The following is a 22460-nucleotide window of genomic DNA, read 5'->3' as shown; positions in this document are numbered from 1 at the left end:
GTGTGTAAACCCCTTGGGAACAGGTGTCATCTGATGATTATTTTCATATGTGAAATTTGAAATTAATGAAATTTATATTTATAAAATTGAGCTATATAATGTATTTTATATTCCAATAATGTGGTTTTTGACTATTATGAAAATGTTTTTTATGAGTTTAAGTAATTGAAAGTTATGTCTATAAATGTATCCCTGCTTTTTCATAATTTAGAGTTTAAGTGCGTTAACGTTTATTCAAACTAATGTGGTGTGTTTAATAATTGGGCTATTGCGAAATGGCGGTTTATGAATGTGGAATTTTTTGCTTATTAAAATGTACAGATTAATGCAAAAAATTAACTTATAAAAATTTAAAAAATAAATTTAAATTTGATCTAAGTCTACTTTTAACGTCAACAGACTTTAAAAAATAGGCTTGTTATCGTAATTTTAGCCGGATCAGCTGATGAATATATAGCAAGGCTTAATGCTTTTCAGAATGACGGATTTAGAGCTGCTAAAAATAAATTTAAGGGTGATTCAATTGGGTACACCTAGTGTAATTTGCTAATGTTAATGACACGCATTTAAATTATTAGTAAAGTGAACCATGTGAGTCACAATAGGAAGTGAGCTGTTTCAGGTGCTTAATTTGAAAACCTGTCACTAGACGCTACATTAAACACAGGTTAGTGGGTGACTTTTAGAAGTAAAGAATGTTGAGGTTTTAAAGTGTGTTGGTAGATGTTTTACAAATTGGTTATTTATCAAGTGTTGTCATTGTTTTTTTGATTACGGTTTCTTTGATATCGATACAGCAAGGCTTACCTAAGTTTCAACGGCTTGAGCTTGCATTGTGCTGGCTTATGGTTTTATCACCTGCAGTGGAGTTTATGAGTTTGCAGGAGTTTGAGATCCCCTGGTTTGCAATCGCATTTATCCACGCATCCCCATTATTACTAGGGCCTTTAATTGAGCGCTACAAGCAAGCTTTAACAAATACATATACAGGTTTTTGGCGAACACTTCCTCACTTTTTACCCTTTGCCTTGTTTTTCTCATATCGATTAGTCGATGATGCGGGGGTAACATCTGCGGTAGGAGCCCTGTATCTAACTCAGATCCTGTTTTATCAAGCCAATGTAGTCAGAGCTTGCTTGTCGGATAAATCGTTTTTGCTTTCTCTGAAAGATGCAAAGTATGGGCTTATTCCTCATAGGTTATTGATTGCATTTTATTTTGTCTTCTCATTGGCTGGTATAGTGCAAATGGTTGGATATTTGTTTAACTTTGAGCAAGTCTGGTTACTACTGCACATGACAAATACGTTCGTGTTTATCTATGTCGTGCTTTTATGCAGAGGATATATCAATTTATTGCTTAAAAAGTTAGAAAACCTCAACAAGTCCTCTTGCTAGAACAATTAAAGTGCTAAAGCTATTCACCTAAGAAGTCGCCACTGCTGATATTTAAGCTGAGTAGGCGACTTTTTTGTAGTTTTTTGAGGCAATTTAAAGTACGTTTTTACATCACATCATTCAAATCTAACCACTTGAAATACTATGAGCTAAATGCCGCACGGTTGTGTTTGATAAATTGCCTAAGTGTCGTCAGCGGTCTACCAAGTAGTGCCTCACCATCAGGGCTGACAACAGCTGCATGGTTATCAGCGAATAAGTTAAATAGTTCAACTAACCCCTCTGCTTGCCATTGTGGCCAACCAGTATCAAGCAACGAAGTCAAAGTGGTTTTATTATCTGGTGAGATATGAGCGACTTCTGTGTTTAATACTTCACTGAAAGTATTGGCGATATCTACACCACTTACTAGCTCAGGGCCTGTGATATTGTAGGCTTTATTTTTGTGTTCGTTTGATGTTAGTACATTGGCTGCAATTTCGCCGATGTCAGACACCAGTAGAGGTGCGAATTTACCCTCTCCAGTACCAAGGTAAAGGGCCCCTTGTTTGATGCCATCGGCCCAACCAAATAAATTATCTTGAAAGAAAATAGTACGTAGGTGTGTCCAGTTGAGACCTGATCCCTCTAAGTACTTTTCTCCAAAGCGGAATTGGCGGCCAAACAAAATGGCTTCATATTCTGCGCCAAATACTGAATAAAACACAAAGTCCTTAACTGATTGCGACGCTACAGCTGCGTCAATAACCAATTTAGCATGTTGCTCACGTTCAAATACGTTTCCTGTGATGTAAAAGACTTTATCTACGCCTTGCATTGATGCGGCCAGCGTTTCTGGCTGTTCAATATCCATGATGCGAGTTTCAAGGTCTGGAAACTGGGTTTTTAGCACCTGGGCTTTTTCATTACTTCGTACGCCAGCAATAATGGTGTCTTGTAGGTCCGTTTTTGCGAAAAGGGCTTTGATAGTTGCAATACCGTTTAGGCCAGCTGCACCGATGATAAGAATATTAGACATAAGCATTTCTCCAATTTATTTAGTTTTTGCTTTGATGGAGCTATCTTATGCTTAATTTTTTAGATTGAAAATTTCTTGAATTAGCGTCATCCATTCGCTTAACTAGAATGTTTCAGTTTGTCTATTGGTTTTTTGAAACGCATCACCTGCTTATCATTTTGTTGGAAGTGGAGCAATGGCTGTGAAAGATGCCACAAAAGTATCGTTTACACAAAGTGCTTGAGAGGAGGTGGCGTTATTGGAAGGGCACTTCTTCAAGAGATTAAAAATCGGTTTATTATCTTGTTTTCAATAAAAGCTAAATACTGTTGCTATATAAGTGTCGAGAGATCAATTTGATTGAATGAGGTTTACTGGTTCTCCGGTCATATAAAACAAGCCACAAAACAGGCTATATTTTAAACATGATGTTTACTCAGTTCTTGCTGCGCTTAATCTGATTTTACGAATTACGTGTTCGAAAAATTCAAGAAGTTAGATTAGCTATACTGAGGTAACCTTATTAATACCAAATATTGAAAAGTCGTTTATATCAATAATACGGCTATTTTAACTGCTAAAAGGTAGAAATATGTACGATGATTTGACACTTGGACACTTTATGGAAGGACTAATAAAGCGTAACCCACATGAACCTGAGTTTCATCAAGCAGTAAAAGAGGTGGCGGAGTCTGTAATTCCATTCATTAATAAAAATCCTCAGTATAAATTGGCGCATATTCTTGAACGAATGACAGAGCCGGATAAAGTGGTTTCATTTAGAGTTTCATGGGAAGACGACGACGGTAATATTCGTATAAATCGTGGGTATCGCGTTCAGTTTAATAACTCAATTGGACCATACAAAGGAGGACTTCGTTTTGACCCTTCTGTTAATTTGAGCGTTTTAAAGTTTTTAGGGTTTGAGCAAACATTTAAAAACAGCTTAACAACACTACCAATAGGTGCAGGCAAGGGGGGCTCTGATTTTAATCCTAAGGGGAAGTCAGATCGCGAAATCATGCGTTTTTGCCAATCATTTATGACGCAGCTCTATCAACACATTGGGCCAAATATGGATGTACCTGCTGGTGATATTGGTGTGGGGTCTAGAGAGATCAGCTATCTTTTTGGCCAATATAAACGGTTAACGCATCAGTTTGAAAGCGTGCTAACTGGCAAGTCGCTTGAATTTGGTGGTAGCTTAATTCGTACAGAAGCAACTGGCTATGGCAATGCCTATTTTATGCAAGCGATGCTCGCGCATCAAAAAGAAGAGATAGCGGGTAAGGCATGTTTGGTTTCAGGTTCTGGAAATGTTGCATTGCATTGCGCCGAGAAAATCATCCAGCTCGGTGGCAAAGTACTTACGCTGTCTGACTCTAGCGGTACTTTATATGTCGCTGAGGGCATAGATCAGACTAAGCTTGAGATAATTAAAGATGTAAAAACAAGGCAGCGAAAACGTCTTAGTGTACTGACAGAGCAGTTCACTTGTGAATTCTATGAAGGTAAAAAGCCATGGCATATTCAAGCTGAACTTGCGTTCCCATGCGCGACTCAGAATGAATTGACTGATCAAGATGCAAGAACTTTAGCTGACAACGGCTGTATTGCGGTTTCGGAAGGTGCGAATATGCCATGCACACCAGAAGCGGTGGAAATATTTGCACAGCGCGGTGTGTTGTACGCGCCAGGTAAAGCGTCAAATGCGGGTGGGGTTGCAGTATCTGCATTGGAGATGTCGCAAAACAGTATTCGTATGTCTTGGTCTGAGCAGGAGCTAGAGCAAAAGTTACATGACATAATGCAGCAAATTCATGACCAGTGCGTGAAATATGGCAGTAAAAATGGCCAAGTTAACTATGTAGATGGCGCGAATATCGCAGGTTTTATTAAAGTTGCAGATGCTATGCTCGCGTATGGTGTTGTTTAGTTTTGAGTCAAAAAAGTGTGCATTGGTACTCTGACTTAGAGACTAGTAACGTAAGCTGGTGGTTTATAGCTCCCTAAATAAGGGAGCTTTTCAGTTTGTGTTTATATCTCTTTTAAAATACAAGGTTTAGCGCCACATAGGCCGTGCGGTTGTGGATTTATTTCAACAAATGCGGCATCAAGTGTAGTACTTTCGCATAGACCGGCATTTTTTAGTGTTGAATTGACTTGAAGCGTTTTCCATGAGTTTCTATCGACATAATGCAATTCCGAGTCTTTATAGCTGCTATTATACACAAACTGTAAGCCGCTGTAGTACTGGACCAGTGGCTGACCAGAACAGTCTTGTGATGTGAAATGTAGATCCCTTCGGGAGACGTCATTGGGTCTAAACTGTCTAAAATTGTTACTCTCAGCAGATGGTGCTAGATCCCACACTGGACCTGAATTTATATAACGAAGGCCAATAACGCGTCCAATTTGAGTTACACCATCACCTTTATATAACATGGAAATACCTTTGTAGCTATCTGGTGCTGTTGGTGCAATCGCTAAAGAAATACTTTTAGCTCTCTCTATATCAGCCTCTATCATACAATCCATTGCACTTTTTACGGACACTGGCAGCTTTCCTGCAATTGCAGTAATGAGCAGAGAATACATAGCACGTCCAGATTCAGTGCTTAAAGAGAAGCTATAAAGCGATTTTGTGGTTTGCGCGACACAGCTTGGTAACTGGTGGGTTTTTTCACTGCCAATGGAAAAGCGAATATTATTACCGTCTACGTTCAGCGACGTAATTTGAGATGAAGAAAGTGCATGAGCACTGAAAAAAGTTAAAACGAAAGGGGTTATATATTTTATCATGTTCATTAATGTTATTTTCAATATAGTCAATGATGCCATATTTTAAATTTTATATATAGAAGGGTTTTTAGAGTTTTATTATTTTTATACAATATAATGATCACTGGTTTTTTGGGTTTTTAAACCGCGTTTAAGAAGGGAGTTATGAAATATATCTATGGAGTTTTATGTGTTTTAGGAGCTGTGCTACCTTATTGTGCGTTTATTCCTTGGCTTGCTGAGAATGGGCCGAATTTTTTGCTGTTATACGCTCAAATTAGCACAAATCCACTGTCTTCAATGGCATGGTTAGATGTTATTGTATCAGCCTTAGTATTAGTGGCTTTCATTATTTACGAGGGTAGGCTGTTGAAAATGAGAAAATTGTGGTTGCCTATTGCAAGTACATTTATTGTTGGAGTGTCACTTGGCTTGCCACTATTTCTATTATTAAGAGAATTTCACATGCAAAAGTTGAGGGCGCACAGCTAAAACCTTAGGCCCAAGTACAAACTGACTTTAGCCATAAGATATTTTTGTAACCTAGTGGGCGTTTTGACCTTTTTCTGAAGTAAAAATATGATCTATATATGAAGAATCACATTCTTTGCAAGGCCATGTATTTTCATTTTTCCTCTATAGTGTTAGCTTAATAGTTGCTTTATATACAATGGAATTTTAATAAAGGGATACTGATATGAGAAGAATACTTGCTGCTCTGCTTGTTTCATCAATTTGCTTACCTACTTTGGCTAACGAAACTACCCACAAAGACTGGATCACCAATACAGGCGGTGACGAGTATTATTTTGCAGCCACGGTCAATAATAGTGATCATGTTTTTGGCAAATACTGTTACTTTGATAGCCAGCAATGCATATACCTTCTTAGTGTTGATATTACATGCGATAAGGGTGAGCGTTATCCAGTGCTCGTCAATGCTGAGTCGGGATCGTTAAACGTCAACCTCGTTTGTGGTGATGAAACTGACGAGCAGAATGTGATGATTTTTGATGACTTTGATGAAATTGAAAGGACTACCAAAGACAGTAAACAATTTGGTATTGCGATCCCGATGGAAAGTGGTCAGTTTTTGGTGTCTCGGTTCAGTTTATCAGGCGCAAAACGCAGTATAAATATTATGACAAGAAAGGCTGAAAAGCGTTTAGCCGAGCTGAGTTCTGATAGTGAGATGTTGTAAATAAGGGTTTTAAATCCTTAATTCAACATGTAAGTACACCTCCATGACTTCCATATTAATAGTGAAATCTTTAATCATATTAGTATGACGCTGCATTACATTAAACGGCATCTATGTTAATTAATTTGGATGCCGCCTCTGTATGATGAAAGTTTGAAAATAATACACCCAATTTTTTCACCGACTCACAGAGTGGGTCAAATTCAGGGCAAGATCATGAACTTTACCTTGACATAAATTTGTGATCTTATACTGCTTTTCAGATTAAGCAGTCCAATTATGTCAGCCAATACGTTGTTTGAACACTTTTCTTCCATTGATGACCCACGCCAGCAAAGCAAAGTGCAACATCCATTATCCGATATTCTGTTTCTAACTATCAGTGCCGTAATCGCAGGTTGCCAAGGTTGGGAAGAAATCGAAGATTTTGCCCATGACAAGCTATCTTGGTTACGTAAATTTATAACGTTAGCTAACGGCGTGCCGCGACACGACACGATTGCAAGGGTTATAAGCCGCATTGATATGACTCAATTTCAAGCCTGCTTTTCTCAATGGATGCAAAGCTGTAGCGAGCTCACAGACGGCAGTGTGGTTGCCATTGATGGAAAAAGGCTAAAAGGTTCATTTAAACAGTCAGATAGAAAAGATGCTATCCACATTGTCAGTGCGTTTGCCTGTGAAAATGGCGTGACGTTAGGCCAATGTAAGACCGACTCGAAGTCCAATGAAATCACAGCTATCCCAGAGTTACTTCAGCTGCTAGAGCTAAAAGGTTGTATAGTGACTATTGATGCAATGGGCTGCCAAAAGGAGATTGCGAAACAAATTATAGAAAAAGAGGCGGACTATTTGCTGGCACTCAAAGCCAATCAAGGCAGCTTATTTGAGCAAGTAAAACAACGCTTGCAGCCAGAAATTACACGCCAAATAGCGAGTGACAGCCTACTAAGTGAGGTTGATTATCAACGAGGTCGAGAAGAGTTCAGGGCCGCTGTTGTCTGCCATGACATGGCTCTAATTCCAGCAAGTGCAAGCTGGCCCAATTTACAAAGTGTAGGCGTGATAGTGTCTTACCGTAAATCGGATAACCAAAAGCAAGGTGAGTTAACATATCGATATTACATAAGTTCAGCGAACTTGAGTGCGCAAAGACTAGCTGAAGCTACACGAGCGCATTGGCATATTGAGAACAGCCTTCATTGGTGTTTGGATGTGGCAATGAATGAAGATGGCTGCCGTATACGCCGCGACGGCGCAGCAGAAGTGTTTGCTGGTGTAAGACATATTGCATTGAATTTATTAAAGAAAGAAACATCCTTTAGCAAAGGTGTGCGCGCTAAACAGCTAAAAGCAGCTAGGAACGAGAGCTACCTAGAAAAGGTATTGAATAGCAAGTGATTTTTCATGCTCTTGCCCTGGGGTCAAATTTTATTCTTTTCGCCTTTTTACTTAATATATTCGAAGTTTAATTTTTGTTCTTTTGAGGGTTTTATTTAATATTTGTGGATTTTTTAAATTATAACTGACAAAATATTACTGAGGTCAAAATAAAAACCTCATAATTGGAGAATAAGAAGTTTCTATTAAGGAAAAATATGAAAAAGTTAGTTGTTTTAATCGCGGGTATTTTATCTGCAGGTTCAGTATTTGCAAATCCATCGGTAACGGAAACCTTTGGGGCCACACAAGACCTATTGGTCAATGAAGATGTGAAAGAATTGCAAATTGTTGATATAAACTCTGACAACAGAAAAGATCTTGTTTGGACAACAAGTACAGGCGCCGTTAAATATAAGCTTAGAAATAATGACGCAATTGCTTCGCTTGAAACTTTGCCAGGTACGCGTTGGCGCTTGGAATATACCACGAATGGTCAAGTTAAGTTTGTAAGCTTTACTGCCGGTGGTGGTATTATTGAAACAGAGAATGATAAAGTATATAAAATCAATAAGCTATCCATGGGAGAGGCGGGCGATCTTTGGTTCTGTACACCACTATTAAATGGCCTAGACAGAACAGATTGCGCTTGGCATTACAAAGTCACTGATATTTTACCTAACGTCATGACTGGTATAGATCAGCGTACAGGCGCTAAGTGGGTAGCTAACAAAATTGTAGCAGAATAATTGTTCAACATATAAAGGTAGTTTAATTACTTAAATACCTATTTAGCACGGTTTTTACCGTGCTTTTTATTTTACGAACAACTTCACTGACCAAAAATCGGTTAACTCAATACCAAATCTATTTATTTCATAACGAGTTCAACGACTTCTTTTTTAGCTGAAATTCGGGCTCGGACTACAATTCTTTTATTGTCTATATCACTAATACTTGAAAAGTTACTAGGTAGTTTTCCTAATACTTTTAGGTCCCCGTTAATGAGATTATATGACCACAGTTCGCCTTTATTATTAGTACCAAAAATCGTGTTTTCTTTAATGATAAATTGCTGCTCATCTGCACCATAGCCGTTTAAAGCCGTTATTTGTTCCGCTTCTATCGCGCCTGACAACCAAAACCTGTCCATATGGTCTGTATAAATAAGCTGCCCTTGCTCTGATTTATCGGCCCAATTTACACGTTTATCCGTTAATATGTGTGCTTCGTTTGTCGCTAGGTGGTATTGCATTAGCTTTTTTGTGCCGCGTACGTTGGCAAATGTCAGCGCGATATGACGTGTTTTGTCCCAGTGCAGTAGCTCAATAATGGGGTGTTGGGTGTGATGCTGAGTTTGCTGACCATCAAGCTGTAATTGTATAAGCTGATTATTAACGCTTACGAGTAAATCGGTTCCGTCTTGAGACCACTTCATTGCAGATATATCGCTGTCTATCGGGAAATTCGATAATTGTATTGTCGTATGTCCGTCATACAGCCAAACTTGGTCTTCTCCTGAGCGGTCTGACGATAAAGCCAGTAGACTTCCGCCAGGTTGTAAAATGCCCGTGTTATCGGACATCGTTGAGCGCGCAACTATATAGTCGTCTAATTTATTGTGTGCTTTAGACAACTCTGTGAATGGAATTGCGGCAATATCGAAATCAAAAGTCCCTTTTATGACTAGCGCTTTGCTGCCATCTGGGTGAAAACTAGGGGAGAAGGCAGGTTGATCTAGTGGCATACTCACATTGCGCACTGAGCCATCAAAAGAGAGGGTGAAAAATTGTCGTCCAGTACTAAAAATAAGGTGATCTTTAATTGGTGAGAAGTTGGCGTACACATTAATATGCCGGCGCGCTTCTGGGGTAAACATAATTGGGTTACTTGAAAGTAATTCGCCGCTCGAGGTGAGGATTTCTATATAATGCTGGCTATCTGCATGAATGCTGATAACCGCAAATAAGTCGTCTTTTGGCGAGTAATCATAATAGATAATATTCCCATCGGTGACGTTATGGATAATACGGCTTTCATTTTTTTCAGGAGAATAGCTTATTAGCTGCCATTGAGTAGACTCTCGTTGTAAGAGGGCAATATTGTTGTTGTTTAACCAATGAGGTGATCTGATCTCTGAGTTTTTACACTCTAGTAAAATGTTCATAGGTTGCGGTGCTTTTAATGCCTTTGCAAACTCCATACTCATCAACTGATAGCACTTCTTTTGGGTGATGGGTTTCTCACAGTTCATGGTGCGAATAAACACGAGTTCTTTACCATCAGGGGAAAAACTATGGCTACCATAGCTGTCTATATGCTCTGTCAGTTTGTGTTCTTGCTTGGTTGTTAAGTTTTTAGCCCAAATATTATTGACGCATTCTTCCTCTGAAAATCGATGAAACATAATATAGTTTCCATCTGGCGAGTAGATACTCGCAAATTCTTTTCCATCAGACGCCGTTAGAGCCCGAATTTCGCCTACGGAAAAAAGCGGGGATTCTTCTTGTGTTGCAAAGTGAGCTCCAACGAAGCTACATAGTGTGACAAGGATAAAAAGTAGTAGTCGCTTTTTTTTCCAAAATACGATTGTATCAGGAGAGGTTTGCTCGTAGCGATCAGGCGCGACATGATGTTTTGAGGAGCCCGTCTCTACTTGAACAGGAGCCTGCTCTAAATCATTGAGCCATTTAACTTGGCACTCTAGACTATAGCCTTGTTTTGAATGGGTCTTGATATAGATTTGTTCTTTACCATCATCACCTAGGGCTTTGCGAAGCTGTGCAATGCTGCGTTGCAAACTATTAGGCGAAACCACGGTGTCTGGCCATACTTTTGATAGCAGAATCTCCTGGCTGACCACTTCTCCTTGTTTCTGTGCCAAGTAGGTCAGTACGGATAACGCTTTAGGCGCGACGACTTGCGGCTGTTGATTTTGTGTGATTTGATTTCTGGATAAGTCGACATAAAATTCACCAACCCAATATTGCTTTGTCATAGAGCCTCTATTTCACTTGTTTTGTTTTTATTATTGAATGAAACGCCATCAGAATACCGATGTTAGATATAAAATTCAAACAGGTAACTAGCTGATTGATATATTTAAAATTTCTAGAAGAACCGTAACCCCTGTGTATTTACTGGTCATTTATTCAGTTTAAGCACTTAATTCGCCTGAAAAGCTAAACGAAGAGGCGGCAAGGTTTTTATTGTTGGTTTTATGAGATGTCTGGGCATTTAAGAATGCGTTGTGTATCCAAAAACGCTGTACTATGCCTTTAAATGTAGTTTAATTATATATTCTGAATGAGCGTTAGCTAAAACACTTAGGAAATATGGCAGATGGACCATCTACTTATCACTCGTTAGAAATATGGATATGTGATACTTAGTGCTTTGTTATACCTATTTTCCTAAATTATGTGTTTCACAGTATCCAGTTTAATCCTAAGGCGCTGATTTTATTTTAAAAATTATTGGTCTGTGATATTGTCTGAAGTGTTATTAAGCAATTAAATAAGATAATTACTGAGATATTTAATCTTGTTTTACCATTTGATTTAACACGTTTATAAAAGGAAAGGGTTTATGCTAAGAGTCGGTTTTGGCGCGGTGTTGTTGTGTTGGGGAATGATGGCCTATGCAAACACCAGTCATCCTTTAGCTGCTTGTATGTCTTTACATGAAATTGCGGCTTCAACATTGGAGCAAAAATCACTGGGCCAGCCTAAGCAAGTGCTCTTGGCAAGATTGTCACCAAAACAAGTTTTAGCGCAATCAGAAATGACCAAACCAGCAGACATTATTGCTTTGAATATGCATGAAATAATTGACGAAGTATATGACTTTCAGCCACTTCCTATGAATGTATATGGGCAGTATGCAGTGGAAAGGTGCATTAGGCGAGTTGATAATTTGCCGATAGCATCTTATGAATTGATACACCCCAAATTACAACAGTGTGTGAATGTAGGCTCTCGCCGTGCAATAGCTGGTTGTGTAACTGATGCGCTTGTTAATTCTAAGCAACAAAGTTAAATCTAATATGCCTATTAAGAGCCCTTAGTGCCTGTTAAATTATTTGGTGCACTGGTTTTGAGCTTAGAAAGTAAAATCGCGCACTTGTTTGTTATCTAATGCGCGATTATTTTTATAATATTTAATTTTCACTTCTATTTATGCACAGTGAATAGGGTGTGTAGTAGGGCAAGCGCAGCCAGTTTCATAAGGTAAATTTGATGGGCAAGTGCCATCATTATATGTATTTGGTGCACAGCCAATTGTTCTCCAAAATCCACCTGCGATATTGGGTGTTTGCACATTCGCAAGTTCTTTTTGCTGGCTTAGGTTTTTCAATTTTTTCTTATTTAGCTTCATGAATTTTCCTTATTTTCGTTTTAATAATTTACATTAAATATTTCGTCTAGTTCCTTACGCTATGGTGCTTTAGGAAAAAGCCTATAAAACCGCACAAAGTTAACATTAAGTTAACCCTTGTGGTGTCTTTTAGCAAGACTATTTTGATATAAATAAGAGGGGGAACGAAAATTGGAGGTCATTTTTTTAAATCTGGAAATAATATAAATCGGGCTGTTTTTTCTTCATCTAAAAAGTATCAATACCCATATTAATCTTGATATTATCTATATAAAAACTTTATCGCTTAATTAAATACTAAAGAAACTATCAGAAGTGCCGATAGTCTTTTAGCGAGTGAGCATAAGGAGATCACAATGCAAATCAAATCCGCTCTAAATATAAATCTGGCTGATCCGAAGCCGCAGGCAACAAATATTCGAATTGAACATTCTGGAAAGCTGGAACAAGAGCACATTGCAAAAGTTTACGCGCCGCGTTATCCAGAGCCACAACCTGAGTTATACGACCCTTATATGCGTGCGAAAAAGCACAAAGTTCAAATCATTGATATGTCTAACTCTGGGACTAATAACGCACCTCAGTACGGCTATGGTGATCTCACTGAATTGGAAGATATTGACGCTTTCTTGACTCATGAAGATCGACTGAGTACCGAGCAAAAGGACATACTTAGAGCGCATATTCCTTCGAAAGAGCTCCTTTCAATCATGGATAAAATGGACGATGAAACACTTGAACAATTTGTGGGCGTTTTAGCCAAGTCATTTCGTCTAGATTCATTCATGGGAGCCGGGTTTAACAAAGATAAATCTCAAGAATTGATTTCGTTACTTAGCTCAATGTCAGAAGAGGAAATCCAGGATACGGTAAGCACACTCGCTGCTTTATCTGAGCAGGAAGAAGAAAATGTAAGAATGTTTATTGCTTTGGATACCGATTTTGACCACAGTGAAACTTTGTTTAAACCATTCTCAGAAGCGGCTAATTACAAGCAGCTTGAAAGAGAAAATCTACATTTTGCAAAACTAACACATCAATATGTAGATTTACTGTCTAAAAACCGATATTCACAAGGAGAAATGACGTCTATTAATCAGCATTTAAAAGAAAGTACACGTGAGCAGAGTATAGGCATTATGGAGATGGCTAATCATGTAAAAAATAATGATAGAACATCATTTCTTTCCATGCTCGAAGAGGCTGACAAAGGTAGTGAAAACAATATTTTTTCTTATGTTAGTAAGCTTGTTGATTTAAAGGAATATACCAGCGGGTATGAAAGTTCGAATGGTGGTCATGTTTTATTTACAGATAAAATGGAAACTGAGTCAGAAAGGCGCGACATGTATAGCAATCTAATAGATGCTTACGAGAAGCAAGGTGTTGGGTGGATGCAGGATGTAATTGAACATACTCATGAAACTCCACCTCAGATACAGTCTGATATTTGGAAAAAAATAAACGACACAATTGAAGATAATCCAGCATTATTTGAAAAATCGGACTCTGTAGAGACGTGGATGAAGATTAATTTATCTTCAATTCAACGAGATTTTGAAAATCAGCAGATAGACCAAATTTATGATGCAGCACAAGAGATGGAGCTTCCAATAGATATTGGAAGATTGACCTGGGTGTATCATGAAACTCTGCGCGTAAATAAAGAGCATGTCGTTAGCTAACCTAAGGAGTATAACTTTGCATAGTATACTCCAACACATTGATTATTAAAAAATTAAAAGGTGTTTACGTTGCTAAAGTTTAAAAATGAATACTTCACTGTTTTTGCCTGTACCGGCATACAGAGTACGTTCGTCTGCTGACAAGCTTAAAACCGAAACACCAGTTATTTTATTATTTTTAAATTGCTTAATATGTCTATTTAAAGACAATTTCCCACTTGATGGAGACAATTCATAGACTAAAATGCCTTCCCCAGCTTCACCTGCAGCAAATAGTAACTTCTGTTTGCTTGCAAATGCGATACAGCATGCACCGCTTAAGCTTGTTGGTGCTGGACTTGAGAGGGTTTGGTGGTGCACAAATGTATCTGAGTTGTTTTTCTTGAATACGTTAATGTTATTGCTTTTGGATGCAGCAACGAATAAAAATTGATTATCAGGACTGATTAATATTTGCTGTGGGTTTTGCATCGCATCAATGTTGTTTGTGCCGTGAGCTAGTGTTTGAGCTAACCCATATTTGCCATCTGTGCCCTTTTTCAATACTGATACTTTACTTTCTTCAAAGCCATTTACGTACAGCCAATTTGCGTCGCCAGACTGACTTATGGAAGTTGGCCTTCCCCAGTTTATTTTTGGCAGTAGTTGACCATGAGGGGAGAGCACTCCTGCGCGATCAATGTTAAAAATTGATACTGCATTACTTAGGTAGCTAGCTACATACAAGGTATTACCTTGCTCAGAAAAGTGTGTGCTCCATGCACCGAGTAAGCTTAGCGTATCTTTATGTTTTACTTTTTCATAATCAGAAAAAGCTTGCTTGATATTAATATCATTGCCCAACGTTTGCACATGCTCAAATAGTCCATTTTGATTACGTTTAAATGATGTGAGCGATCCACTGTAAAACGAGGAAACGATGGCAACGTCATTTTGCTCTATGTGTGTCACATCTGACGCCCCTTCGAGTGCTAAGGTCGGATATTTCGAACTAGAGAAACTCTGTAAATAACTGAATTGATTGTCACGATTTTCTCCAAAAACAGACAGCGAATTGCTGTCTCCGCTGGCGATCAACAACGTTCTGTTGTTCGTTAAAGTGATATCACGAGGGTTTGCAATCTCTTGATTTAAGTTTTCTGAATGTCGGAGGATCTGTATTGCTTCGAGCTTATTCTGTTTTTTGCTCTGAGGGAGCGCGTTAGCTTGGCTTGTTAAAGATATAATTAGAAGAGGCGCTAAAATTCGATAATACATAAGATCTCTTGATGGTATGGAGTGGTATGATTAAAAATCGATTTCATATAATCATGGATAGAGATTTTAATCAACTGGCTCATTTTTTTTCATGCTTTATGGTTAGTTATCTTCATTAAACTTGTTATTATATATTCTAAAGGCTTTTGACTTTTCAAGTTAGAAAATTAGTCGACTAAAAACTAAAGGAGTAGTGAATGGAGTTTAATTCTTTATATGTATTTATCATCGCTTGCTTGGCGATTAACCTGATCCCAGGTCCAGATGTGATTTATATTGTCTCAAATACTATGAGAGGTAAAGTCATAGATGGCTTTAAAGCGGCAGCTGGATTAGGCTTTGGCTATGCGTTTCATACAGCAGCGGCTTGTTTGGGCTTGTCGGCAATTATTTTAAGCTCGGCTGTATTGTTCAACTTAATAAAGATTTTAGGTGCTGTGTACTTATGCTATTTAGGTGTGAAATCTTTAATTTCAATGTACCAAGGTACATCTAGTATAAACTTGGAGACAAATAACGAGCGCGATAGCAATGTTTTGCTGCAAGGATTCATTGTCAGTGTCTTAAACCCCAAAGTTGCCTTGTTTTTCTTATCCTTTTTACCACAATTCATAAATCCAAATAGCGAAACGGCAACCCAAAACTTACTTATCTATGGTCTGATATTTAGTGGTCTAGCGACCTTTTGTAATATTATTTATGCTCTGGCAGGGAGTTGGGTGTTTGGTCGACAAAGCGCTAAGCGTTACACGCGGGTACTTGAGGGGGTTTCTGGGGTAATTTTAATTGGTCTGGCAGGGAAAATTGCCATTGATGGCAAGTAAGCCCATCGCTCTTAATATGAGTCAGAGAAACTTATTCATTATGGAAGTGGATGATGAAAAGTAAGGTATTACCTATTTATAGGTGTCTGCTACTAGCTAGTTCTTTATTTTTACTTGTGCCAAGTGTGGTTCCAGGCGCCATGTCAGTCCTTGCATTTTATGCCTCATTGATTGTACTCCTTCTGTCTATCACGACTGTTCAAGGTCATGTTTACTGGTGTTTTAAGCTAGTTAGCATCACTGTAGGTCTAGGCATGTTGCTAGTGAACGATTACCTTAGGTTGTTTGCTGGGCTACCATCTGAATCTTTGTCTGGTAATTTAGTGATGTACTCTGTATTTATTACTATCCTTCTTTTTGGCATTAAGCGAGTCAGGGGCATGCGCGCAAATAGTGCGTAAAAATTTACAAGAGCCAGCAATTAAGCTGGCTCTTTTTTGTTATAAAGGTTGATTTAAAACAGAGGCGATAATAGCAATACCTTCGATGAAGTTACCTACACGTAAATTTTCATTCGGGCTGTGTTGGTTGTTATCAGCATTTACGCTAGGCACAATGGCTGCAGGGATCTCTAAAGTATCTATGATAGGTGCGATTGGGATTGATCCTCCTCCTGAGCGAAGCACAATTGGCCTTTCCCCATAGAGTTTTGTTAGCCCTTGTATTGCCATATTACCGGCAAGGGAGTTTGGCTCACTGCGAAATGCACCGTAGACAGGTCTTGATTTCATCGTCACAATGTATGGGTGTGTCATACGTTCTTTATGCGTAGGTTCACGGTCAATGACGTAGTAACCTAAAGATTCAATATGGTTTTTAACGAGCGAGATTAAGCGCTGTGGGTTGGACTCTTTTACAAGTCGGATATCAATCTCTGCGATTGCTTTATCGGGAACTATGGTTCTAGCCTGTTGCTCTACCCAGCCACTTTGTAGTCCTCGAATATTCAAAGAAGGGAATTGAATAGACTCTTGTAGCGTATTTCCGACCTTATCGTGAACAGAGAACCCTAATTTTTGTTTTAATTGCTGCTCATCGTCAGGCACTTTACTTAATAACTTTTTTAGATCAGCACTGATAGTACTCCCTTCGTAGAAGTTGGGTATGAGAACGCGTCCGTCTTGTGACTTCATAGAACCTAAGATTTGCGATAAATGAAGTGCAGGGTTTGGCGCATAATTGCCATAATGCCCACTGTGTTGTGGTTTGTAAGGTCCGTATGTTGTCAGTTGAATTGTTGCTATCCCTCGAGCACCGAGTGTGACAGTGGGTTGATTCGAATAATGTGGCGGTCCATCAAATATCAACAACATGTCTGCTTTTAGCTTTTGTTTATGGCGAATGATGGCTGTTGGTAAATTAGGGGAGCCAATCTCTTCTTCCGTATCCATGATAACTTTCAGGTTGTAATTTAAAGGGCCTTGCTGTTGTATCAAATCTAATGCAACTAAAAATTGTGCAATAGGGCCTTTAGAGTCGGCCGCTGATCGAGCGAAGATCCTCAAATCAGGATCTATACTCTGAGTTAGGTACGACCAAGGTACAACTTGCCAGCGACCGTCATTCTGCTGTTTTTTTAGCACAGGTTGATATGGGTTTGGTTGCTGCCATGCTTTTGGATCGACCGGTTGACCGTCAGCTTGTAAGTAAACTAAAACGGTTTTCTTTGCGTTTGGGTTGATGCGCTCTGCATAAACAAGTGGGCTGCCTGACATCTCCAAGGTGTGAGATTCAAACCCGCGTTGATTGAATGCTTGGATCAGCCATGAAGAGAGCTTTTTTATGTCTTCTTGATTGTGTGTGTCATTTGGCAAACTGAGTAAGTTTTTATATAGCTGAACTGCCTGCGGTGTTTGTTTTATTACTTGTTGGTATAAATCTTTGTCATATACAACACCAGAAGCATATGCAGCTATTGGTAATACGCTAGATAAAGTTGATACCCATAAAAGTATCGTATTTATTACTTTTTTCATCCTTAATGTCTCTTTTTTGTTTTACTATAAAGTCCACAGTTAGTTATTAATTGTAATGCTCACTGTGTCAATGAAAATAAAATAGATTTTGTCTAGCTTAGAGCTCGGATGATTCATAAAAATAATAAGGAACAATCATGAATATAGCCAAAGGCTTTATATGTTTCATGGCTTTATACTCTGGAGCGGTATTTGCCAGTTGCAAGAATAATCATGAGCAAGTGAATGTAAATGGTACTTGCACAAAGATACAAACATATAAAAGTGATAAATTGACCAAATCACCGATTCTTTTAGTTTCTTTACATGGAGACTCACCGTTTTCTGGCCCAAGCTATCAATACTTTTTTGCCTCAATACTTGCTAAAAAAGTAGACAATTTGGTCGCCGTGGGCCTTTTAAGGCCAGGCTACACAGATGCCATGAACCAAACGTCTGATGGAGAGCGAGGCCAAACAACTGGTGAGAATTATAGTGACGATCGAGTAAAGCAAATTGCACAAGCAATCAGTGCATTGAAAGCTCGGCATAATGCAGATAAATTGATTGTTGCTGGCCATTCAGGTGGCGGCGCGATTACCGCAAAAATTGTCGCCCAATTCCCTAGGTTAATTGACCATGCATATATCGTGTCTTGTCCGTGTGACATTAATGAATGGAGAAAATACATATCTGACACGCGTGGTTGGCGTCAATTTAAGGGAGATATTGATGTCACATCTCCGGTTGAATTGGTAAAACACATACCAAAATCCACCAAAATAACATTGCTGGTTGGAGATCAAGATGATATTACCAAGCCGCAGTTAACACTTAATTATAAAAACGCGTTAGATAAGCATCATATTGACAATGAATTAGAAGTGATTGCTGGTGGACATGACATCTTTTTATTCCCAGAAGTAACGTCACACGTAACGAATACGATTCAAAGTTATAACCAATAACAAAGCGGGCGCTTAATGGCCTTCATAATTTGAAGGCCATAGTTTTTTTGCAATCACTTTTTACAAACAGAAGTACATATAAAATCAGTGTGTAAACAGAGTTAAAACCGAAAGCGCGAGTTTGAACCTGAGGTAAAAACCATAAAAACGCTAAAAATAATCACTATCGACCGACTATTTACCCTTTCGGTAAAGATGCCAGTTAAAAAATAGGCCAAGCCTACCTAAAACTGACATCAGGTGCTGAGTAACTTTATAACTGAACTCGAGGTGTTAGCCGATAACAGTTAACTAAACAGCGGTTACACAAAGCCGGTTACTAGGTCTAACAAAACTTCGGGTTTGTGAGGCACTCCGGCTCTAACACTGAATACGGAGGGCGGAACTTCACAGGATCTTGGTTTTCTATATTTACACCACCAGCTATATGTGGTGTTACATCATTTATAATAGTCTTGTTGTTAGATAGGCTTTTAATGCTCTTTTTAATTAACTTCATTTTTTATCCTTAAATAAGTTTGTTTTATTAAAATTTAACTTTCAAGCTTCAACCATTCTTGATTGTTCCAAAAATTTAGACTCAGAATTAACTTAATTTAATGGTTGAAGTGATTACTATATATTCAACTCTAATTTTTATTCTTATCTTTTCAACACTTTAAAGTGAATGAATTCTGAGCTTTTAATGACAGAATCCTCACAAAAAAATTACCGCATAGAGCGGCTGCTTTTCATGGTGCACTTTTAGGTATTAGGGCTGTGCAGGGGAATCGGAATTTAATTTTTATAATTACAGCGATATGTGTGTAGTTTGACGTTTATTGATAGGTATAGGGAGCATGCAGCTTGAAAGCTGGTGTACGCACAGCATGAACGTTGCGACATGTGTATTTTAGTCGATGGTGAGTTTGGATTCGATGTTGTTTTTAATCATCAATGTCAATGGCTTGTCTTAAAATAGACAAGCCATTGAAGCAGATTGACGGATGTAATAGATCAGAGGCATTAAATGATTACGTAATTGTGTGACTGCGTTTTAATTCGTTGATGATGGCATTCGCAAGAGGAGAGGCCGAATTGTTTTTGGCGGTGATCAATGAAACCGGAATGGTATACGCATATTTTTGCGGTAATATGGCTTTTAAAATGCCTTTATCAACCCAGTAACTGGCGTAGTGCTCGGGTAAGTAACCAATAAATGCACCAGATAAAATTAAATGTGCAATCCCCTCATCATGATAAGCAATGGCAGTATTCATATAATTTAGCCCATCATTTCTGACCTCTTTATCTCGCATATAGTTACTTGAGACAACTTCTGCACTTTTAAGCAGTTTATTGACCTGCGATGGCTTGCAGTCAAATAGAGGGTTATCTTTGGCACAATATAGAAAGTTTTTTTCATCATAAAGGGGAATATACTCAAGGCCACGCAAATGATGCCGGCTGACGCCTAATCCTACGAGAGAACGCCCGTTAATCACCGAGGTCTCAACCTCTTTTGCTTCACATACATTGATATCAAATTGAATATTGTCGCTTTGTGTTTTCAATGACGCGATGGCATTTGCTATTCCACACCGGGGATCGCTGGCCATGGTGTCGATTACTGCAATGGTTACACGCCCAGATAATTCATTCTTAGAGCTCGCAACCGTTGTTGCAAATGCCTCACACTGTTGTAAAAGTTCAAGAGAGGCTTGGTATGTAATACGACCGGGCTCTGTGAGTTCAAAGCCGCCTCGACCGCGTTTGCACAGCTTTATCCCAAGCCTTACTTCTAAGTCCGATAAGTGTGAACTAATGGTAGAGCGGCCAATGTTTAAGCGAGATTCTGCGGCGGATAGGCCTCCAGATTCGACTATGGCCACAAAAATCCTCAATAGTCGTAGGTCAACGTCATGAACTTGCATAGGTTTTCTCCTAAAAGCAGCGCACTAACTGGCTAAAAAGTGGTTGGAATTTAAAACTGGCGTTATTTTAGTGGAAAGTTTGCCAAGGTAACACCATTAAGTTTGATAAAATCGGAATGAATTACGATTATCTATAATTTATAAAACATCATTACAGCGTTAAAATTGCGCCATCAAGCACATAGTTGCTTAGGAAAAGCATATATTTAGGAGAATAAGATGACGTTTAGATATGGTGTAGATCGTCTGAACCTTGATATTGTAAACGGCATAGCCGATGGCAGTATTGAAGCAGAGCTTTGTCAGGAAGCATTAGATAAAATTAACAAAAGCCGCCAACGAGTAGACAAGATGGCAGCGTCTGATAAAGCAGTATATGGTATCAATACTGGTTTTGGTCCGCTGTGCGACACGCAAGTTTCCCCTGAAGAGACCAAACTTCTGCAAAAGAACCTACTAATAACGCATGCCGTTGGTGTGGGTAACCCAATTGCGAAGCCTATCTCTAAGCTAATGCTTATCACTAAAGTACACGCACTTAGCCAAGGCTTTTCAGGCATTCGCCTAGAAGTGGTTGAGCGTATGCTTAAGTTTATTGAACTAGACATTATCCCAGTTGTGCCAGAGCAAGGCTCTGTAGGCGCATCAGGTGATCTTGCGCCGCTTTCTCACTTATTCTTACCTTTATTAGGTGAAGGTGAGTTCTGGGTAGGTGATGAGATCCAACCAGCAGCTAAAGTACTTGCAGATAACAATTTAGAAGCTATGGATCTTGACTCAAAAGAAGGACTTGCGCTTATCAATGGTACACAGTTCATCTTATCTCATGCCATTACTGGTTTGACTAAAATGCGTTACTTATTAGACCTTGCTGATGTAGCCGGTGCGATGAGTATTGAAGGCATGCAGGGCAGTGAGCAGCCATTCCGTGAAGAGCTACATGCTATCCGTGCATTTGAAGGTAACATTGCAGTTGCAAAACGCATGCGCCGTTTATTCAAAGATTCACAGAATATGGCTGATCACGAAGAGTGTGATCGCGTTCAAGACCCATATTCACTTAGATGTATCCCGCAGGTGCACGGCGCATCGCGCAACGCATTTAACCATTTAAAAGAGCTTGCTGAGACAGAAATGAACTCAGTGACAGACAACCCAATTGTTATCAGTGAAGAAGAAGCCATCTCTGGTGGTAGCTTCCACGGCCAGCCTTTAGCAATGGTACTTGATTACGCGTCAATTGCAGCCGCTGAGCTTGGTAACATCTCTGATCGTCGTTGTTATTTATTACTTGAAGGCTTACACGGACTGCCTCGACTTCTAACCACATCAGGTGGTCTAAACTCAGGTATGATGATCCCTCAGTATACGACTGCGGCCTTGGTAACAGAAAACAAATCTCTGTGTTTCCCACCGTCTGCTGACAGTGTACCGACATCGATGGGTCAAGAAGACCACGTATCAATGGGCAGTATTTCAGGTCGTAAGTTCAACCAAATCTTAGGGAACCTTGAAAAGATTTTTGCAATTGAGTTGATGTATGCAGCGCAAGCGGTTGATTTTAGACGTCCGAATACATGTTCAGATATTATTGAACAGAATCACGCCTTGATCCGTACAAAGGTCGCGAAACTTGAAGAAGACAGACTACTTAAGCCAGACATCGATGCCATGGTTGAGTTTGTTAAGTCACAAGCATTTACGGTTACAGTGAACTAAGGAAAT

General features: G+C 39.0%; 19 protein-coding genes. 12 read left to right on the top strand and 7 right to left on the bottom strand.

Annotated features, from left to right (window positions below):
• Positions 1 to 713 precede the first annotated feature (713 nt).
• Positions 714 to 1397 carry a hypothetical protein gene (locus AC2CZC_RS18300; RefSeq protein WP_284019156.1) on the top strand — a complete coding sequence of 228 codons (684 nt, stop codon included), beginning with the start codon at positions 714 to 716 and terminating at the stop codon, positions 1395 to 1397.
• A 142-nt stretch (positions 1398 to 1539) separates the two neighbouring features.
• Here the strand turns inward: AC2CZC_RS18300 and AC2CZC_RS18295 are convergent, their stop codons facing one another.
• Positions 1540 to 2415: an SDR family oxidoreductase gene (locus AC2CZC_RS18295; RefSeq protein WP_484582908.1), complete on the bottom strand. Its 876-nt coding sequence runs from the start codon at positions 2413 to 2415 to the stop codon at positions 1540 to 1542.
• A 571-nt stretch (positions 2416 to 2986) separates the two neighbouring features.
• On the opposite strand from AC2CZC_RS18295, the gene gdhA reads away from it, so the two are divergent.
• The gene (gene gdhA, locus AC2CZC_RS18290) at positions 2987 to 4330 is read left to right on the top strand and encodes an NADP-specific glutamate dehydrogenase (RefSeq protein ID WP_484582907.1); all 1344 of its coding nucleotides are present in this window, start codon (positions 2987 to 2989) and stop codon (positions 4328 to 4330) included.
• 101 nt (positions 4331 to 4431) lie between these two features.
• Here the strand turns inward: gdhA and AC2CZC_RS18285 are convergent, their stop codons facing one another.
• A complete protein-coding gene (locus AC2CZC_RS18285) occupies positions 4432 to 5196 on the bottom strand; it encodes a hypothetical protein (protein WP_484582906.1) in 765 nt (254 codons plus the stop codon).
• A gap of 144 nt (positions 5197 to 5340) precedes the next feature.
• Between AC2CZC_RS18285 and AC2CZC_RS18280 the strand changes: the two genes are divergently transcribed.
• The 4 genes from AC2CZC_RS18280 to AC2CZC_RS18265 all read left to right on the top strand — a co-directional run bounded on the left by AC2CZC_RS18280 (position 5341) and on the right by AC2CZC_RS18265 (position 8505).
• Positions 5341 to 5667, top strand: coding sequence for a DUF2834 domain-containing protein (locus AC2CZC_RS18280; protein ID WP_484582905.1), 327 nt, complete (start codon positions 5341 to 5343; stop codon positions 5665 to 5667).
• Positions 5668 to 5872: 205 nt separating this feature from the next.
• Complete coding sequence (locus AC2CZC_RS18275; RefSeq protein WP_484582904.1) at positions 5873 to 6376, top strand: hypothetical protein; 504 nt, start codon at positions 5873 to 5875, stop codon at positions 6374 to 6376.
• 279 nt (positions 6377 to 6655) lie between these two features.
• Complete coding sequence (locus AC2CZC_RS18270; RefSeq protein WP_484582903.1) at positions 6656 to 7777, top strand: ISAs1 family transposase; 1122 nt, start codon at positions 6656 to 6658, stop codon at positions 7775 to 7777.
• Positions 7778 to 7974: 197 nt separating this feature from the next.
• Positions 7975 to 8505 (top strand): hypothetical protein, encoded by a 531-nt coding sequence (locus AC2CZC_RS18265; protein ID WP_484582902.1) that lies wholly within the window; start codon positions 7975 to 7977, stop codon positions 8503 to 8505.
• Positions 8506 to 8627: 122 nt separating this feature from the next.
• Here the strand turns inward: AC2CZC_RS18265 and AC2CZC_RS18260 are convergent, their stop codons facing one another.
• On the bottom strand, positions 8628 to 10754 hold the full coding sequence (locus AC2CZC_RS18260; RefSeq protein ID WP_484582901.1) for a winged helix-turn-helix domain-containing protein: 2127 nt from the start codon (positions 10752 to 10754) through the stop codon (positions 8628 to 8630).
• A gap of 590 nt (positions 10755 to 11344) precedes the next feature.
• Here AC2CZC_RS18260 and AC2CZC_RS18255 point away from each other — a divergent pair.
• A complete protein-coding gene (locus AC2CZC_RS18255; RefSeq protein ID WP_484582900.1) occupies positions 11345 to 11794 on the top strand; it encodes a hypothetical protein in 450 nt (149 codons plus the stop codon).
• A gap of 138 nt (positions 11795 to 11932) precedes the next feature.
• Here the strand turns inward: AC2CZC_RS18255 and AC2CZC_RS18250 are convergent, their stop codons facing one another.
• On the bottom strand, positions 11933 to 12133 hold the full coding sequence (locus AC2CZC_RS18250; RefSeq protein WP_211037461.1) for a hypothetical protein: 201 nt from the start codon (positions 12131 to 12133) through the stop codon (positions 11933 to 11935).
• Positions 12134 to 12489: 356 nt separating this feature from the next.
• Here AC2CZC_RS18250 and AC2CZC_RS18245 point away from each other — a divergent pair, with 356 nt between their 5' ends.
• The gene (locus tag AC2CZC_RS18245; RefSeq protein ID WP_211037460.1) at positions 12490 to 13818 is read left to right on the top strand and encodes a hypothetical protein; all 1329 of its coding nucleotides are present in this window, start codon (positions 12490 to 12492) and stop codon (positions 13816 to 13818) included.
• A gap of 72 nt (positions 13819 to 13890) precedes the next feature.
• Here AC2CZC_RS18245 and AC2CZC_RS18240 read toward each other — a convergent pair whose 3' ends face one another.
• Positions 13891 to 15075, bottom strand: a complete 1185-nt coding sequence (locus AC2CZC_RS18240) for a lactonase family protein (RefSeq protein ID WP_211037459.1) — start codon at positions 15073 to 15075, stop codon at positions 13891 to 13893.
• A 197-nt stretch (positions 15076 to 15272) separates the two neighbouring features.
• On the opposite strand from AC2CZC_RS18240, the gene AC2CZC_RS18235 reads away from it, so the two are divergent.
• Both AC2CZC_RS18235 and AC2CZC_RS18230 read left to right on the top strand, forming a co-directional pair.
• Positions 15273 to 15899: a LysE family translocator gene (locus AC2CZC_RS18235; protein ID WP_211037458.1), complete on the top strand. Its 627-nt coding sequence runs from the start codon at positions 15273 to 15275 to the stop codon at positions 15897 to 15899.
• A 50-nt stretch (positions 15900 to 15949) separates the two neighbouring features.
• Positions 15950 to 16300, top strand: coding sequence for a hypothetical protein (locus AC2CZC_RS18230; RefSeq protein WP_211037457.1), 351 nt, complete (start codon positions 15950 to 15952; stop codon positions 16298 to 16300).
• Between the two features lie 39 nt (positions 16301 to 16339).
• On the opposite strand, the gene AC2CZC_RS18225 is transcribed toward AC2CZC_RS18230, so the two are convergent.
• Positions 16340 to 17875: a M20/M25/M40 family metallo-hydrolase gene (locus AC2CZC_RS18225; protein WP_211037456.1), complete on the bottom strand. Its 1536-nt coding sequence runs from the start codon at positions 17873 to 17875 to the stop codon at positions 16340 to 16342.
• Positions 17876 to 18012: 137 nt separating this feature from the next.
• Between AC2CZC_RS18225 and AC2CZC_RS18220 the strand changes: the two genes are divergently transcribed.
• The gene (locus AC2CZC_RS18220; protein WP_484582899.1) at positions 18013 to 18822 is read left to right on the top strand and encodes an alpha/beta hydrolase family protein; all 810 of its coding nucleotides are present in this window, start codon (positions 18013 to 18015) and stop codon (positions 18820 to 18822) included.
• 1013 nt (positions 18823 to 19835) lie between these two features.
• On the opposite strand, the gene AC2CZC_RS18215 is transcribed toward AC2CZC_RS18220, so the two are convergent.
• Positions 19836 to 20735, bottom strand: coding sequence for a LysR family transcriptional regulator (locus AC2CZC_RS18215; protein WP_063361197.1), 900 nt, complete (start codon positions 20733 to 20735; stop codon positions 19836 to 19838).
• A 219-nt stretch (positions 20736 to 20954) separates the two neighbouring features.
• On the opposite strand from AC2CZC_RS18215, the gene hutH reads away from it, so the two are divergent.
• Positions 20955 to 22454 carry a histidine ammonia-lyase gene (hutH, locus tag AC2CZC_RS18210; RefSeq protein WP_063361198.1) on the top strand — a complete coding sequence of 500 codons (1500 nt, stop codon included), beginning with the start codon at positions 20955 to 20957 and terminating at the stop codon, positions 22452 to 22454.
• Positions 22455 to 22460: the final 6 nt, after the last annotated feature.

This window comes from Pseudoalteromonas sp. MMG033 (assembly GCF_057197785.1).
Note: the sequence above shows the minus strand (reverse complement) of the source record. Positions and strands in the feature narration are given on the sequence as shown.

Excerpts from the sequence above, each read along its gene's own strand:
- AC2CZC_RS18295 (WP_484582908.1), bottom strand. The coding sequence starts at position 2,415 with ATGTCTAATATTCTTATCATCGGTGCAGCTGGCCTAAACGGTATTGCA.
- gdhA (WP_484582907.1), top strand. The coding sequence starts at position 2,987 with ATGTACGATGATTTGACACTTGGACACTTTATGGAAGGACTAATAAAG.
- AC2CZC_RS18285 (WP_484582906.1), bottom strand. The coding sequence starts at position 5,196 with ATGATAAAATATATAACCCCTTTCGTTTTAACTTTTTTCAGTGCTCAT.
- AC2CZC_RS18280 (WP_484582905.1), top strand. The coding sequence starts at position 5,341 with ATGAAATATATCTATGGAGTTTTATGTGTTTTAGGAGCTGTGCTACCT.
- AC2CZC_RS18275 (WP_484582904.1), top strand. The coding sequence starts at position 5,873 with ATGAGAAGAATACTTGCTGCTCTGCTTGTTTCATCAATTTGCTTACCT.
- AC2CZC_RS18270 (WP_484582903.1), top strand. The coding sequence starts at position 6,656 with ATGTCAGCCAATACGTTGTTTGAACACTTTTCTTCCATTGATGACCCA.
- AC2CZC_RS18265 (WP_484582902.1), top strand. The coding sequence starts at position 7,975 with ATGAAAAAGTTAGTTGTTTTAATCGCGGGTATTTTATCTGCAGGTTCA.
- AC2CZC_RS18260 (WP_484582901.1), bottom strand. The coding sequence starts at position 10,754 with ATGACAAAGCAATATTGGGTTGGTGAATTTTATGTCGACTTATCCAGA.
- AC2CZC_RS18255 (WP_484582900.1), top strand. The coding sequence starts at position 11,345 with ATGCTAAGAGTCGGTTTTGGCGCGGTGTTGTTGTGTTGGGGAATGATG.
- AC2CZC_RS18250 (WP_211037461.1), bottom strand. The coding sequence starts at position 12,133 with ATGAAGCTAAATAAGAAAAAATTGAAAAACCTAAGCCAGCAAAAAGAA.
- AC2CZC_RS18245 (WP_211037460.1), top strand. The coding sequence starts at position 12,490 with ATGCAAATCAAATCCGCTCTAAATATAAATCTGGCTGATCCGAAGCCG.
- AC2CZC_RS18240 (WP_211037459.1), bottom strand. The coding sequence starts at position 15,075 with ATGTATTATCGAATTTTAGCGCCTCTTCTAATTATATCTTTAACAAGC.
- AC2CZC_RS18235 (WP_211037458.1), top strand. The coding sequence starts at position 15,273 with ATGGAGTTTAATTCTTTATATGTATTTATCATCGCTTGCTTGGCGATT.
- AC2CZC_RS18230 (WP_211037457.1), top strand. The coding sequence starts at position 15,950 with ATGATGAAAAGTAAGGTATTACCTATTTATAGGTGTCTGCTACTAGCT.
- AC2CZC_RS18225 (WP_211037456.1), bottom strand. The coding sequence starts at position 17,875 with ATGAAAAAAGTAATAAATACGATACTTTTATGGGTATCAACTTTATCT.
- AC2CZC_RS18220 (WP_484582899.1), top strand. The coding sequence starts at position 18,013 with ATGAATATAGCCAAAGGCTTTATATGTTTCATGGCTTTATACTCTGGA.
- AC2CZC_RS18215 (WP_063361197.1), bottom strand. The coding sequence starts at position 20,735 with ATGCAAGTTCATGACGTTGACCTACGACTATTGAGGATTTTTGTGGCC.
- hutH (WP_063361198.1), top strand. The coding sequence starts at position 20,955 with ATGACGTTTAGATATGGTGTAGATCGTCTGAACCTTGATATTGTAAAC.